Origin of the sequence: Proteus penneri, from assembly GCF_022369495.1 — a bacterium.
In the GTDB taxonomy this organism is placed as follows: Bacteria; Pseudomonadota; Gammaproteobacteria; order Enterobacterales; family Enterobacteriaceae; genus Proteus; species Proteus penneri.
In genome coordinates this window covers 3,477,145-3,491,944 of record NZ_CP059690.1, presented here as the reverse complement: position 1 = coordinate 3,491,944, position 14,800 = coordinate 3,477,145, and the positions used below count along the sequence as shown (strand labels likewise).

At 36.6% G+C, this 14,800-nt stretch carries 13 protein-coding genes; 9 read left to right on the top strand and 4 right to left on the bottom strand.

Features of this window, described 5'->3' with window-relative positions; genetic code table 11:
- The first annotated feature begins 165 nt into the window (after positions 1-165).
- From fdhE to H1225_RS15615, 4 genes are all read left to right on the top strand, one after another.
- Complete coding sequence (gene fdhE, locus H1225_RS15630) at positions 166-1,086, top strand: formate dehydrogenase accessory protein FdhE (RefSeq protein ID WP_115065713.1); 921 nt, start codon at positions 166-168, stop codon at positions 1,084-1,086.
- Between the two features lie 15 nt (positions 1,087-1,101).
- Positions 1,102-2,493, top strand: a complete 1,392-nt coding sequence (selA, locus tag H1225_RS15625; RefSeq protein ID WP_161670760.1) for an L-seryl-tRNA(Sec) selenium transferase — start codon at positions 1,102-1,104, stop codon at positions 2,491-2,493.
- Positions 2,490-4,352, top strand: a complete 1,863-nt coding sequence (gene selB / locus H1225_RS15620; protein WP_109848232.1) for a selenocysteine-specific translation elongation factor — start codon at positions 2,490-2,492, stop codon at positions 4,350-4,352. The genes selA and selB overlap by 4 nt, the downstream gene beginning before the upstream one ends.
- A gap of 110 nt (positions 4,353-4,462) precedes the next feature.
- Positions 4,463-6,112, top strand: a complete 1,650-nt coding sequence (locus tag H1225_RS15615; RefSeq protein ID WP_161729726.1) for an LTA synthase family protein — start codon at positions 4,463-4,465, stop codon at positions 6,110-6,112.
- 116 nt (positions 6,113-6,228) lie between these two features.
- Here the strand turns inward: H1225_RS15615 and H1225_RS15610 are convergent, their stop codons facing one another.
- The gene (locus H1225_RS15610) at positions 6,229-6,657 is read right to left on the bottom strand and encodes a TOBE domain-containing protein (protein WP_006534318.1); all 429 of its coding nucleotides are present in this window, start codon (positions 6,655-6,657) and stop codon (positions 6,229-6,231) included.
- Positions 6,658-6,941: 284 nt separating this feature from the next.
- Here H1225_RS15610 and H1225_RS15605 point away from each other — a divergent pair, with 284 nt between their 5' ends.
- From H1225_RS15605 to H1225_RS15595, 3 genes are all read left to right on the top strand, one after another.
- Positions 6,942-7,493: an NADAR family protein gene (locus H1225_RS15605; RefSeq protein WP_006534319.1), complete on the top strand. Its 552-nt coding sequence runs from the start codon at positions 6,942-6,944 to the stop codon at positions 7,491-7,493.
- A gap of 158 nt (positions 7,494-7,651) precedes the next feature.
- On the top strand, positions 7,652-8,563 hold the full coding sequence (gene nagK / locus H1225_RS15600) for an N-acetylglucosamine kinase (protein WP_072065218.1): 912 nt from the start codon (positions 7,652-7,654) through the stop codon (positions 8,561-8,563).
- Between the two features lie 89 nt (positions 8,564-8,652).
- Positions 8,653-9,237 carry a rhomboid family intramembrane serine protease gene (locus H1225_RS15595; RefSeq protein ID WP_109848228.1) on the top strand — a complete coding sequence of 195 codons (585 nt, stop codon included), beginning with the start codon at positions 8,653-8,655 and terminating at the stop codon, positions 9,235-9,237.
- Positions 9,238-9,256: 19 nt separating this feature from the next.
- Here the strand turns inward: H1225_RS15595 and satP are convergent, their stop codons facing one another.
- The gene (gene satP, locus H1225_RS15590; protein ID WP_109848227.1) at positions 9,257-9,820 is read right to left on the bottom strand and encodes an acetate uptake transporter; all 564 of its coding nucleotides are present in this window, start codon (positions 9,818-9,820) and stop codon (positions 9,257-9,259) included.
- Positions 9,821-10,174: 354 nt separating this feature from the next.
- On the opposite strand from satP, the gene H1225_RS15585 reads away from it, so the two are divergent.
- Positions 10,175-10,582, top strand: a complete 408-nt coding sequence (locus tag H1225_RS15585; RefSeq protein WP_072065221.1) for a YgiW/YdeI family stress tolerance OB fold protein — start codon at positions 10,175-10,177, stop codon at positions 10,580-10,582.
- 256 nt (positions 10,583-10,838) lie between these two features.
- Complete coding sequence (locus tag H1225_RS15580) at positions 10,839-11,288, top strand: DUF411 domain-containing protein (RefSeq protein ID WP_109848226.1); 450 nt, start codon at positions 10,839-10,841, stop codon at positions 11,286-11,288.
- 175 nt (positions 11,289-11,463) lie between these two features.
- On the opposite strand, the gene H1225_RS15575 is transcribed toward H1225_RS15580, so the two are convergent.
- Complete coding sequence (locus H1225_RS15575; RefSeq protein WP_109848225.1) at positions 11,464-12,870, bottom strand: YfcC family protein; 1,407 nt, start codon at positions 12,868-12,870, stop codon at positions 11,464-11,466.
- A 9-nt stretch (positions 12,871-12,879) separates the two neighbouring features.
- Entirely contained in the window at positions 12,880-14,013 is a 1,134-nt protein-coding gene (locus H1225_RS15570; RefSeq protein WP_109848224.1) for a M20 family metallopeptidase, read from the bottom strand.
- Positions 14,014-14,800 lie beyond the last annotated feature (787 nt).

Below are 14,800 nucleotides of genomic sequence, written 5' to 3'. Positions count from 1 at the left end.
GCCTCCGTTTTTTATTCAATTTACGCCCACTTTTAAGACGTAAAAGAACAATAACACACTATTATTACCCACTGTCATGGCTTCATGTTTGCTTTTGATTTATTCTGAAGTCAAATCCTGTGGGTATTCACTATAAAATTTATGATAATAGGAAGATAGAACGTTATGAGTATTCGCATCGTTCCTAAAGAGCAATTAGGTAAAGATCAATCAGAAAAAGGGATTAGCTTTATTCCACCTGTATTATTCCCTAATCTGAAAAACCTTTATCAACGTCGTGCTGAACGTTTTCAAACACTAGCAAAAGATAATCCTTTCGCAGACTACCTTGAATTTGCAGCAGAAATTGTGAAAGCTCAAGAAAAAGCACTTCATGATAATCCACTTACCATTGATCTTGCCCCACTCCTGACACAGCAAATTGGTGTAGCACCTTTAGATAGAAAAACATTCAAACGCAGTAAACATTGGCATGCTTTATTAGCCTCGATTATTGCTGAATTACGTCCAGTTGTGCCTGAAAGTGCCACTATCACTTTAGAAAATCTCGCTAAAGCGTCTGAAACTGAATTAGAAGAAATGGCAACGGCATTACTTAATGATGAATATTCAAAAGTTTCAGCAGATAAATCTGTCTTTATTTGGGCAGCGTTGTCTCTTTACTGGGCACAATTAGCGGCAAATATTCCAGGTAAAGCTAAAACAGAATACGGTGAAAATCGTCAATTCTGCCCAGTTTGTAACAGTATGCCTGTAGCAAGCATGGTACAAATCGGCACAACCCAAGGTTTACGCTATTTACACTGTAATTTATGTGAAACCGAGTGGCATGTTGTACGCATTAAATGCACCAACTGTGAATTAACAGGTAAATTAAATTACTGGTCATTAGACAGCGAAAATGCTCCCGTGAAAGCAGAAAGTTGCGGTGATTGTGGAAGCTATCTAAAAATTTTATATCAAGAAAAAGATGCCAATGTAGATGCTGTCGCTGACGATTTAGCGTCTATTGTCCTTGATGCAAAAATGGAAGAAGAAGGCTTTGCTCGTAGTAGCATTAACCCATTCCTGTTCCCAAATGAATAATAATTAGGTATTAGCATGACAAATGATACGCGCTCACTTTATAGCCAGCTTCCGTCCATTGATAAGTTACTGCATCAAGAAGAAATTCAGGCTTTAGTTGCTTCTTATGGTCAGACATTTATTACTGAGCATTTACGAAAGTTACAAGAAGAAGCGCGTATCATTATTCGCCAAGATAATAACCTACCTGCATGGCATAACCAGTGGGCGAATGAATTACAAAATCGCATTACATTACAACGAAAATCGTCAATTAAACCTGTTTTCAATTTAACAGGAACGGTTTTACACACCAATCTAGGCCGAGCATTAATGGCCGAGTCCGCTATTGAAGCGGTTAGCCAAGTTATGCGCTCAGCGGCAACCTTAGAGTATTCTCTTGATGGTGCTTCACGAGGACACCGTGATCGCGCTATCGCTGATTTGTTATGTGAATTAACGGGCGCTGAAGATGCCTGTATTGTTAATAACAACGCAGCTGCTGTTTTACTAATGCTCGCAACGGTTGCGCCCAATAAAGAAGTCGTGGTTTCTCGTGGTGAATTAGTGGAAATTGGCGGCGCTTTTCGTATCCCGGATGTGATGACTCAGGCAGGCTGTACACTCAAAGAAGTAGGAACAACAAACCGCACTCACCTTAAAGATTATCGTAACGCCATTAATGAGAATACCGGTTTGTTAATGAAAGTTCATACTAGCAACTATTGTATTCAAGGCTTTACAGCAGAAGTACATGGCGACGAACTTGCCGCACTTGGTAAAGAGATGAACTTACCCACGGCTATCGATTTAGGCAGTGGCTCAATGACTAATTTAGCCGCCTTGGGTTTACCTTCAGAGCCGATGCCTCAAGATTATCTACAGCAAGGTATCGATCTTGTTACCTTCTCTGGTGATAAATTATTAGGTGGCCCTCAGGCGGGCATAATCTTAGGCAAAAAAACATGGATTGAAGCTATTCAGCGCCATCCTTTAAAGCGCGCATTACGTGTTGATAAAATGACGTTAGCGGCATTAGGTGCCACATTACGCCTTTATCAGCAACCTGAAAAAATGGCTGTTGAAATTCCAACATTACGTTTGTTAACTCGGACACAAACAGAAATTAATGACATGGCGCAACGGTTATTGCCTCATTTTCAGGCATATTATGGAGAAAATTACCATATCACGATATCCTCATGCGCTTCTCAAATAGGCAGTGGTTCATTACCTATTGAAAGTTTACCGAGTGCAGCACTTACCTTTGAAGCCAAAGATGGAAAAGGTAGCCAGTTAGATGCGTTAGCTGCGCATTGGCGTAATTTAGAAAAACCGATTATTGGTCGAATTACTGATGGTCGCCTGTGGCTCGATCTGCGCTGTCTTGAGGATGAAAATGCATTAATACAGGCACTTTTACTATGATTTTTGCAACGGCAGGTCACGTAGACCACGGAAAAACCACACTGATACAGGCTATTACTGGAGTAGATACTACCCATCTCCCTGAAGAAAAAAAACGAGGCATGACCATTGATTTAGGTTATGCCTATTGGCGTCAAGATGATGGGACGTCTATTGGTTTTGTCGATGTGCCCGGTCATGAAAAATTTCTTTCCAATATGCTTGCGGGCGTTGGTGGGATCTCTCATGCACTATTAATTGTCGCTTGTGACGATGGTGTTATGGCCCAAACCATTGAGCATATTTCTATTTTACGCCTTGCTGGCTGTCCTCAAGTTACCGTTATTCTCACTAAAGCAGATCGTGTTACGCCTGAACGAATTAAAGAAGTTCGTTCACAAACAACGGATGTATTGGCCAACTTAGGCTGGCAACAACCTGATGTTTTTATCACCTCAGCACCTTCTGGTGAAGGGATCCCTGCGCTTCGTGACTATCTTGTTAACCTTCATCAACAAGAACAACAACACCCCCAATGGCATAAACGCTTTCGCTTAGCGATAGACCGTGTTTTTAGTATTAAAGGGGCGGGATTAGTCGTGACGGGTACCGCCCTCGCTGGACAAATAGCCATTGGTGATACTTTTTGGCTAACAGGTGCGGATAAACCAGTAAGGATCAGAGCGTTACACGCACAAAATCAACCAGTAGAAAGTGCTGGAGCCGGTCATCGTATTGCCATTAATATCACTGGAGATGTCAGTAAAGATAATGTCTCTCGTGGCGATTGGTTACTCTCTCAAGAGCCTAACTACCAAGCCCATAAAGTCTTAGTCAGTTTAATCGCTGATGAACCTTTAAAGCATTGGCAGCCAGTACATATTCATCACGGTACTCGCCATATTACAGGTCGTGTTGCGCTCTTAAATGATGCGAATGAAACACCACAGTTAGCAGAGCTTATTCTTGATGAACCCCTTTGGCTGGTGGATAACGACAGGCTTATCTTGCGTGATATCAGTGCTCAACGCACCTTAGCCGCAGCGAAAGTCTTACATTTGCATTCGCCACGTAGAGGCAAACGACAAAGTGAGTTCTTATCTTGGCTACATCAAATTGATAATGCTGACAGTGTCAGCGCCAAGTTAGCGTTATGTTTACCAAAAGGTGAATTATCTCTAAATCAGTTTGCTTGGGCTCAGCAATTAACTGAAAATGCACTCACTCAGCTACTAGAAACATTTGACCTAATTAACGTTGCTGGCGTTATTCTTTCTAAAGAAAATGCGGATAAAGCGAAACAGAAATTACTCGATACACTTGAGGAATATCACCAACAACATAATGATCAAATGGGTGTGGGTCGTTCTCGTTTAAAACGGATGGCACTACCTACTTATCATGATGAATTGGTTTATCACCTAATTGATCAGTTACGAAAAGAGGGTGCAATTAGCCAAAGTCGCGGTTGGCTTCACCTCCCAACCCATGGTCTTGCTTTTTCACCAGAACAAGATGCGCTATGGCAACATGCTAAAGTCTATTTTGAGCAATCTGAACCTTGGTGGGTGCGTGATCTCGCCAATGAAATGAAAAATGATGAGAAAGTGATCCGCTCATTATTACGTAAAGCGGCACAATTAGGTTTAATTATTCCAATTATTGCCGACCGCTACTATACACACCAATCAATGGAAAAATTTGCATCTATCATTGTGAAATATAATGAGAGTAATGGTAGTGTCACCGCCGCGGACTTCCGTGATGAGTTATCTGTTGGGCGTAAGTTAGCAGTACAAATCTTAGAGTATTTTGACCGTACTGGTTTTACTCGTCGTAAAAAAGATCTTCATATTTTACGAGACAAAGGTTTATTCTAAAAACAGATGTTAACTTAGGCTAAATAAAGTTATTTAGCCTATTTAAAATTATCGCCTACAATTTTTGTAAAATATCCCCTTTATTCTTTATAGCTATACTCGGAAGAGATATGAAAAAATATTTAGGAAGTGCTTATCTTGCACTTATTCTTATTGCCTCATTTTTTATTGTTTTTGAGAAAGCAACGTTTATTTATACTGCACTTATTTCAGTCGGTGCTTATTTTATTCTTTTTTCTCTTTGCTTTATTTTATCAGCTCGTATCTTATTTTCAGCTATTACCACTGGCACCCTCTTCGTTATAACTAAGTTTATTAATCAACTCAAAGTCCATTATTACAAAGAAACATTAATGTTCTCTGACTTTGATTTGGCTTTTGATAGCTCTAATTTAGGGACATTAGGCCATTATTGGGAAGCCGGTGTTGCATTGATTGCGATGCTAATATGGCTTCTTATCAATATGTCTATTGCTTGGCATTTTTCCAAAAAATCACGCCCAAGCTTGCGTATCAGTGGCTTACTTTTAATGGCCATTGGATTTACTACAATCCATTTCACCGTAGAAAAATGGCAAGCTGAATGGGAGGGTACACTTCCAGGAGGACGAGGTACTGTGACTAATTTAATCATGTCTGGCTACCAAACGGCGTACCATCCTCCTTATTTCAATGAAAATGCGGATTACTTTCTGGAACAAGCGAACAAAACCGTATTGCCAGAAACACAGACAGACATAAAACCTGATATTGTCGTTTTATTACAAGAATCGACGGTTAATCCTGATATTTATCAATTTGATACCGATGTTACACTGCCTGATTTATTTATGTTTCAAAAAGATGAAGGTGTCAGTGCACAAAGCCCTTTACGTGTACAAACCTTTGGTGGTGGTACTTGGCTTTCTGAATTTTCTGTATTAACAGGGTTAAATACGGATGATTTTGGTGCACGTAAAAACTCGGTATTCTATTTTGTTGTCGATAATCTTAATGAGAGTTTATTCCGCCAACTAAAAGCCGAAGGTTATTACACCGTTTTACTGACTCCATTTAATCGTAGTGCTTACCATGCCGGTTACGCTTATGAAAAAATGGGAATTGATGAAATCATTCAACCTCAAGAGCTGGGTTATCCGGGAACATTAGAAGAAAACCTCTGGAAAATATCGACGGCAGATATGCTGGGTTACGTTGAAGAGGTACTAAAAAAGCGTACTGACAAGCCATTGTTTATATTCTCATTAACCATGTATGAACATGGCCCTTATGATGAATCACACAGAGATATGTACCAAATTACAGGTCATACAGAAAGCAGTAATGCACCAGGCAAATTTAGCCACTATATGGAAAAAATCATCACCAGTGATCCGGCAATTAAAGATTTCTCTAATTTTGTCGCCCAAAGAGAAAAACCGACGATGTTCCTCTATTTTGGTGATCATCAACCCAATATTGAGCTCAAAAATTATCAGTCACCTTTTAATAACCCTGCATATATTACTCAGTTCACCTTAAGAGATAACCTATCGCAAGGTGCACCAATAACAACGGGTGAATTAACTGATATTAGCTTCTTAGGTGGCATGATCTTAGAGCGCGCTCGTTTGCCATTATCTCCTTTCTACAAAGCAAATATTCAAATGCGCCACTTATGTGAAGGTAAATTAAATGACTGTGAAGATGAGAAATTAGTTAACAGTTATAAAAATTATATCTATGACAAACTGAAAATTGCAGGTAATACAGATAATTAATTCTTATTACTTGAATAAACGATGATCGGGATGATAAATCCAAAAAGATAAGTAATATCAAAAGGAAAGAGGCTAACTATTTAGCCTCTTTTTTATTTCAAGAAACAAACGTACAATTATTTGCGTGTTGCCACAATCACACTTGATGCTTTTACTAATGCTAAAACATCACTGCCTTTTGCCAATTTCATTTCTTGTAAGCTTTCATTGGTGATAACCGCAGTCAGTGCTAAACCTTTCGCCGTTTCTAAATGAACAGTAGAGTTCACCGCACCTTGTACGATTTGAGTCACTTTTCCTGCAAATTGGTTACGCGCAGAGAAATTTAAACCGCAATCAGGCAGTGCTAATACAACCCACGGCGCTTTAATAATGGCAATAGCTTCACCATCTTTTTTAATATTTAAGCTTTCACAACTTTCTTTGGTGATGATTGTCGCTAGTTTCTCACCGTGTGCTAAAGATAAAATCACTTCGCTATTAACGGCACCTTCAATAATATCCACAACTTTACCGACTAACTGATTGCGTGCTGAAACTTTCATTTATCCACCCTATCATTGATGAGAAATTATATTAATAATACTATCAAGCTATTAGGATAACCTTAGCATAAATATCATTAAATAAATTATTCTTAGATCATAGATTAAAGTTTATTTGTTATTAAAAAAAACCAATCAAATTAAGATAAATTTAATAAGAATAAATCAAAATAGCGGAATCGCTTCACCTACTCACAGAATCGCAAAAAGGCACTCAATCCTTCTTTACTTCTATGCTATCTTTATTATGTGAATTAGGAATATTCAACATAATGGGAAAAAAGATGGATTTAGAACAATTAAAAAAAGAATTTCGTGCAGGAAAGAAAATAAAGTACATCTACTTTTGGGGGCACCAAAGTAAAGGTAATGACATCACAAAAAGTTGCTTTAGCCAATGGTACCCAGCACCTTTTATATTAGATGATGTGCGTTATGCCAGCGCTGAGCACTATATGATGGCTGAAAAAGCGAAGCTATTTAATGATATAGACGTCAGAAAGCGCATTATTACTGCATCTAATCCAGGCTCAGCAAAAGCATTAGGCAGAGAAGTAAAAGGATTTGACCAAGATATTTGGGAGCAACACCGTATGGATATTGTTATTCGTGCCAATATCGCTAAGTTTTCCCAAAATAAAGAACTCGGTAACTTTCTGATTTCAACAGGCAATCGAGTGCTTGTTGAAGCAAGCCCTGTTGATAAAATATGGGGGGTCGGTTTAAGTGAGCAAGACAACGAGATTAACAATCCCCTTCTTTGGAAGGGATTAAATTTATTAGGTTTTGCTCTAATGAAAGTACGTAGTATTTTGATTGAAAGTAGTCATCAATAGATAAAGAAAACTCAACTGTCACCAATCACTGTTCTTCTTTAACCTAGTGTATATAAGCAGTAGAGATAACTTAAGTATTGACTGAAATAGAAATGACCACGTAACGACAACCTTGTCGTTGCTATAAATAATATTTACAGAATAATTAAGAGACTGATATGTATTATGGTTTTGATATGGGCGGCACCAAAATTGAGCTTGCCGTTTTTGATAAAGATCTCACTCAAGTATGGCAGAAACGTGTTCCAACACCTAAAAACGACTATCAAGCATTATTGAATGTTTTTAAAGAACTGACTTTAGAAGCTGACAATGAATTAGGTTATAAGGGAAAGGTGGGGGTTGGTATTCCTGGTATTGTGAATGCTAAAGAAGGAACCGTATTTACGACTAATGTTCCAGCAGCCAAATACAAGCCTATGGTTCACGATCTCTCGCATATACTCAATAGACCCGTTAAAGTTGAAAATGATGCTAACTGTTTTGCCTTATCGGAAGCTTGGGATCCTGAATTTCGTCATTACCCTTCTGTACTAGGTCTCATATTAGGAACTGGCGTGGGGGGCGGTTTTGTTATTGATGGTAAAGTCTTGTCTGGCAAGAATGGGATTGCTGGAGAAATCGGTCATATGAATCTGAATGTGGATGCAGATAACGTGATCGGCGAAACGATGCCAAAAATTATTTGTGGTTGTGGCAAAAAAGCCTGTTTTGAAACCTATTTATCAGGCCGTGGTTTTGAACGTATGTATAAAGCCTTCAATGATGCGCCACAAAGAGCGGTTGATATTGTTGAGCAATATTATGCGGGCGATAAAAAGACTCAAGAGCATGTCGATCGCTATATGAAAGTACTTGCGATTTACCTTAGCAATATTCTTACGGTACTTGACCCTCATTTAATTGTTATTGGTGGTGGACTATCACAATTTAACGCACTGTATGAGCTATTACCTGAATATCTCTCACACTGTGTTTACGGAAATGCACAAATTCCATTAATAGAAAAAGCTCGTCATGGTGATGCAGGTGGCGCTCGTGGAGCTGCTTGCCTTAATTTATTAGACTGATAAATAAAAAAGAGCCTTCTTCTTTTTTATTAAGGGCTCTTCTATTTATAGCGTTTTATCAGCGTCATCACATTATTAAGGCTACCATTATGGATAAAGTTTGGTTTAAAAAAAGACTCACCTTTCTTGGCGGGTTAACTATCATATTAGTCTTACTTCAACTTATTAACTCACTCTTTTCCATATCTCTTCTTCAATGGGGTATTATTCCAAGAACGGGTGAAGGTTTAATGGGTATTTTTATCGCGCCTTTCATTCATGGATCTTGGTCTCATCTATTTAGTAATCTACTCCCATTTCTTATTCTTAGCTTTTTATCTATGACACAATCTCTACGAGAATATGTGTTATCCAGCATATTTATTATTATCGTAAGTGGTTTATTAGTTTGGATTTTTGGACGAAGTGCTATTCACGTTGGTGCAAGTGGATGGATCTTTGGATTATGGTCTTTATTGATTGCTCACGCTTTTACTCGACGTAAAATTATCGATATTGTCATTGCCCTTTTCGTTTTATTTTATTATGGATCAATGGCCTATGGGTTAATTCCAGGTCAATTAGGTGTATCGACTGAGTCACATATTGCAGGTGTGGTTGCAGGATTACTTTATGCATGGTGCGCAAGAAAGCTAATTCGTCGTAAAAGCCAAGTAGTAGAAGTGGCTAAATAGCCACTTCTCTATAAAACGATTATTTATGACCAATTGGCAGTATTGTTCTGCCATACATCTCATTTAATACTTCAGCCATTGCCAGATAAAAAGCACTGGTACCACAAATAATACCTTCAAAACCTGCAATTTTTAAAATTAGAGCATTACCTGTGATATTTCCGATTGCCAGCAAAGCAAATAAAATAGTCAGGCTTAAAAAAACAAATTGGAGTGCTCGATTAGCTTTTAAGGTGCCAATAAACATGAAAAAGGTAAAAATTCCCCATAACGCTAAAAATACGCCCAAAAAGAGAGGTGTTGTTGGCTCACTTAAGCCCATCACGGGTAATAACCAAATTCCTACCAATGTTACCCAAAAGAAACCATAAGAGGTAAATGCGGTTGCACCAAAAGTATTGCCTTTTTTGAACTCAAAAATACCAGCAATAACTTGAGCGATCCCACCATAAAAAATTCCCATACTCATAATGACGGAGACTACTGGGAAAAAACCAGCATTATGTATATTCAACAAAATCGTTGTCATACCAAAACCCATTAAACCTAATGGACCCGGATTGGCAATGCGTTCGTTAGTCATAAAACCTCTAAAAATAATAGGGGAAAATTAAAAAAAATTTGAAGGCGCTGGATGATAAGAGGTAATACATCTAAAAACAATGATCTTGCAGGGTATATTTTTGAATAACAGCCTACACTGATCCTAATGGGAAATAACCAGTGGATTTAACTTAGAGAAAAGAAGTATTTAGTGATAGATGCTTATATCAATAAAAAACACAAAGAAAAATAAAGAACTATAATTTTAAGAGTAATATCAATCAGTTGATATATTAATACTGAAATTTACCTTAATATGCGGTTTTATACATGAAAGTGAAATAAAATCTAATACATTAATTAGTTGAATTATTAACCTATAAGTGAGTTTGTTATGAAAAAAATTCTAGTATTATTAATTGGTAGTACGTTGGCTTTTGCATCTCAAGCCAATACAACCTCTCATAATAATGGTGGCTTTGTTTCTCCTCAAGGCACTATCCAATCAAGTGCAGATCAAGGGGGATTTAAAGGCCCTTCAATTAGCGAAACCACCGTTGTAAAAGCCAAAGATCTTTCTGATGATACTTGGGTTATCTTAACGGGCAAAATTACCAAAAAAATTGGTGATGAGCTGTATGTTTTTGAAGATAGCACCGGTGGTATCAATGTAGATATTGATAATAAAAGATGGCGCGGACAAACAGTTACCCCAGATAATACCGTCAGAATTGAAGGTAAAGTTGATAAAGAGTGGACAAGTACTGAGATCGATGTAAAACAAATTACCATTATCAAATAATTTATCTTTACATTAAACATCCTGATTATTTAAAAAGCTAATATATTTCAATATATTAGCTTTTTATTTTTCTTTTTATATCCAGTAATATCCTCTATAAAAACAGAAAGAAAGATACACAAAGTATTCTTTATACCTTTGTTTTCTATAAATATTCTTTTACAAAACTCTACGTGTTTATACCTTAATTAAATTGACCTTCCCGTAGGGGGAAAGATTATTGTTTCGTCTATCAACTTAATGAAAGGAATGAACAATGAAAAAATTATTACTGCCTTCTATCATTGCAATCTCTGCTTTTACAAGTACAGCGTATGCTTCTAATCATAATGTTGTTGATGTTTATAAAACAGAAAGTTGCGGATGCTGTACTTTATGGGCTGATGGTGTGAAAGAAGCTGGCTTTAACGTCAAAGTGAATATTGTTTCAGAAACACAATTAATGAAAAAATATCAACAAGCAGGTGTACCAAATAATTTATTAAGTTGCCACTTTGCGACTTATCAAGGTAAAGATTTAGTCGGACATATTCCAGTTGATAGCTTAAAAAATATCGACTTAGTGAATAAATCTAAATCCGGTATTGCGGTAGCAGGAATGCCCGCGGGAAGTTTAGGTATGTATGCGGGGGATTACAAAGAGCCTTACCAAGTTATCGCCTTTGATAAATCAGGTAACCAATCTCTATTTAAGTCTTACAACTAGTCATTTTCTTATTTAGTTTGGTTCTGACTGTAGTGTTGTTTTAATCGTATTATTTCTCTCCGAGAGTGCTATTTTCCTCTGCCTGTATTCAGTTTACAGACAGCGTTTTATTAAGGCTTTAGCCAAACACATAAAACCACCCGTAAAATGGGTGGTTTTATAATTATCTTATAAATCAGACTGGACCATAATTAATTGCTGTTGCAATACCAATCGCAGCCATACCTATCACTACCCAAATCATTAAAATAGGAAAAACAAATTTAACCCAACGAGTCCAAGGCACTTTACCTACTGCCAATACAGCCATTAATACGCCAGATGTTGGTGTAATAATGTTAGTAAATCCATCACCTAATTTAAGGATCAAAACACCTGTTTGGCGAGTTAGATCCAAGATATCTAAGATAGGTACCATGATTGGCATCACAATAGAAGCTTGTCCAGTTCCTGATGTTACTAATAAATTGAATAATAAATTAAAGAAATAAAGTAACTGAGCTCCCCAAAAATGAGAAGTTTGCTGTAATGGAACTAATGTGGCTTGAACAATAGAATCCAGCACACGTCCTTCATCTAAAATAACAATCACGGCTCTTGCAATACCGACGACTAATGCACCATAAACTAAGGATTGAGCACCCTTCATAAAGGTTTTAATGTAGTCATTAGGCGCAATTTTAAACATCGCAGCAACGACAATACTCATCATAATAAAGATGGCAGATAAGTGCTCAATTCCCCACTTATATTCAAATGCTCCGTATAAAAACAATCCAATAAATGCAATAAAAACCACTAGACTCAATTTCTGCATTAAAGAGAAATTGCCGTCCATTGTTTGATCTTTATGGGCATCATAATCAGGATCATCAGTTGCTAGTCCATACATATAGCTTTTGGTTGGATTATTAGCGATACGTCTTGCATACCAAACAATATAAGCAATAGTGACTATAATCAGAACTGAGAATAATACAATTCTAAAAATTACACCTGAAAATAAAGGTACTTCAGCTAACGTTTGTGCTGTACCTAAAATAGTAGGATCTAAAACGCCGACAGCATTTCCTGCATAATATCCGAGGTAAACAACAGCAACCCCCGTTATGGCATCTAATTTCATCGAACGCGAAAGGGCTATTCCTATTGGAATAAAAGCAATAACTGCGTTTGCGGCCAATCCTAATGATGAAAGCATTCCAAATATAAATGCAACGGTAATAATCAGTGCTTGGTAATTACCTTTTGTTTTGACAATTAATGCATTAATCCCTGAATCAATAGCGCGTGTTCTATCATAAATAGCAATCGCACCACCAATCATAAAGATCAGAAAAATAATACTTGCTGACTGCTTTAATCCCACAGGGATAGCATAGAAAATATCCATTAATGAGGCTGGATTTTGATCAACATAACCAAAACTACCTGGTACAACACGATTTAGCCCATTAACTGTTTCACGTTCATAAGTTCCTGCGGGGATTAAATAAGTCGCAATAGCGGCTAAGATAACGATGCCAAAAATAATAATAAAAGCATCAGGCATAGCCCATTTTATTTTTTTATTCTTATCCATACATTCACCTTATTGAGACAAGCGCTTTAAAATATTGGCAAATAGCACCGTTCTTTCGGTCAATGACGGTAAATCGAGATACTCTTTATCACTATGTTGATAACCACCGATAGGGCCTAAGCCATCTACACTTGGCGTGCCAACTCCGGCGGTAAAAGAAGCATCAGAACCACCACCAGTTGAAATATCTTCAATATCAAAATCAAGCAGACGGGCTTGCTCTTTGATGATGTCAATTAATGCACCACTTTCAGGTGTTTTAACCATTGGAGGGCGATTGATACCGCCATTAAGTGTTAGCTTAATCCCTTCTAATATAGGTTTACTGCATACTTCTCTTACAAGCTTATCAATTTCAACACCTTGTTCATCGGTTGAAATACGAACGTCAATCTCAGCACGAGCATTAGGTGCAACGGTATTGACTGATGTACCACCAGAAATCAGACCAACATTAATAGAAAGCCCTTCATCGTGACGAGAAAGCGCATGTAGTGCCTGAATTTTGTATGAAAGCTCTTGAATGGCACTAATTCCAGCTTCTGGTGCAATACCAGAGTGAGATGCTTTACCTTCAATTAAAAGTTCATAAGTTCCCACACCTCGACGCGCACTAACAATCGCTCCATTGGCACGAGCGGGCTCCATCACTAAGGCATAAGATTTATTCTTGGCATACTGTTCAATCAGGCCACGAGAAGTTTTTGAGCCAATTTCTTCATCACAATTTAGAAAAATTTCAACATTCTTATAAGCATTATTGCCTGATTGTATAAGTGCATTAATAGCGTAATAAGTCAGAACATGGCTCGCTTTCATATCAATAACGCCGGGGCCATAAGCACGACTACCTTCGATACTAAATGGACGCGCTGCCACAGTTCCTTTAGGGAAGACGGTATCTAAATGTGCCGCAATGAAGATTTGCGGATCAGTGGCATCTTTATGAACTAAGCGGTAGTTATTTCCTAGTTTGTCATTTTCAAATACTTCAACAACAAAACCTAGTTTTTCATAACGTTGAATTAAAAGATCAGCGACTGCATCAACCCCTTCTTTATCATAAGAGCCACTTTCTGTGTTCACTAATTCTTTCAAAAAATCAACCATTTCACCGTATTGTGAATTAATTGTGTTTTGCATTTGATTTACCTCTTGTAATTATAATTTGTCTTTTTAGCTAGATATTTAAATCAAGATAGCCTTTATCAACTGCAATAAAATGCTTGATAAAAAGCATTAGCATTAAAATAAAATGTGGATTTATTTATCAATAACATCACATTAAACCTTACATATATTTAATATTATTGCATCCATTTTTTAAAATCATAATAACAATTAATTAAATAGAATAAGATCTGCTAGAAGTAACATGATAGGAATAGATAAAATAATCTAAATATAATGTGATCATTAAAAAATAAAAAAGAGGTTAAAGATAAAATACTTTTTACTGTTTTATCTTATTTTTAGAGAGACTTATTTTAAATAAATTTTATTTATTTTTTGATAAAACCTAAAAACAAAAATAAAACCAAACTATTTCTTATCAAAAAAACAATAATAACAATAAAATAACCTTCAAACAGACTAAATTAAGAAAAATTGCTCTCTTATTAAAATAAAAATATTTATTATCAATTTTATTTTAAAAAAGAATAACACGATAAAACTCGGTAATAAAATTATCATACAATATAAAATATTCATGATAATAAAAGATATTTTATCTTATCTAATAAAGTTTATTGATTAATAAAAAACAATCACTCTCTTTTTATGCGTTACATTATGATCTTAATATCGTTTTTTATATTAGTTTTATTTACTTTTTTTCGTATATGACTTTGAGAACTAAGCCACTTTCACTATCGTATTTATTGTTATGACATACCTATGTCATAAATCCCCTCTAAAATTGACATCA

What these genes read in the sequence shown, in the direction of transcription:
- satP (WP_109848227.1), bottom strand. Translation starts at nt 9,820, where the DNA reads ATGACTAACGAACGCATTGCCAATCCGGGTCCATTAGGTTTAATGGGT.
- H1225_RS15595 (WP_109848228.1), top strand. Translation starts at nt 8,653, where the DNA reads ATGGATAAAGTTTGGTTTAAAAAAAGACTCACCTTTCTTGGCGGGTTA.
- selA (WP_161670760.1), top strand. Translation starts at nt 1,102, where the DNA reads ATGACAAATGATACGCGCTCACTTTATAGCCAGCTTCCGTCCATTGAT.
- fdhE (WP_115065713.1), top strand. Translation starts at nt 166, where the DNA reads ATGAGTATTCGCATCGTTCCTAAAGAGCAATTAGGTAAAGATCAATCA.
- H1225_RS15575 (WP_109848225.1), bottom strand. Translation starts at nt 12,870, where the DNA reads ATGGATAAGAATAAAAAAATAAAATGGGCTATGCCTGATGCTTTTATT.
- H1225_RS15615 (WP_161729726.1), top strand. Translation starts at nt 4,463, where the DNA reads ATGAAAAAATATTTAGGAAGTGCTTATCTTGCACTTATTCTTATTGCC.
- H1225_RS15580 (WP_109848226.1), top strand. Translation starts at nt 10,839, where the DNA reads ATGAAAAAATTATTACTGCCTTCTATCATTGCAATCTCTGCTTTTACA.
- selB (WP_109848232.1), top strand. Translation starts at nt 2,490, where the DNA reads ATGATTTTTGCAACGGCAGGTCACGTAGACCACGGAAAAACCACACTG.
- H1225_RS15605 (WP_006534319.1), top strand. Translation starts at nt 6,942, where the DNA reads ATGGATTTAGAACAATTAAAAAAAGAATTTCGTGCAGGAAAGAAAATA.
- H1225_RS15610 (WP_006534318.1), bottom strand. Translation starts at nt 6,657, where the DNA reads ATGAAAGTTTCAGCACGCAATCAGTTAGTCGGTAAAGTTGTGGATATT.
- H1225_RS15585 (WP_072065221.1), top strand. Translation starts at nt 10,175, where the DNA reads ATGAAAAAAATTCTAGTATTATTAATTGGTAGTACGTTGGCTTTTGCA.
- nagK (WP_072065218.1), top strand. Translation starts at nt 7,652, where the DNA reads ATGTATTATGGTTTTGATATGGGCGGCACCAAAATTGAGCTTGCCGTT.
- H1225_RS15570 (WP_109848224.1), bottom strand. Translation starts at nt 14,013, where the DNA reads ATGCAAAACACAATTAATTCACAATACGGTGAAATGGTTGATTTTTTG.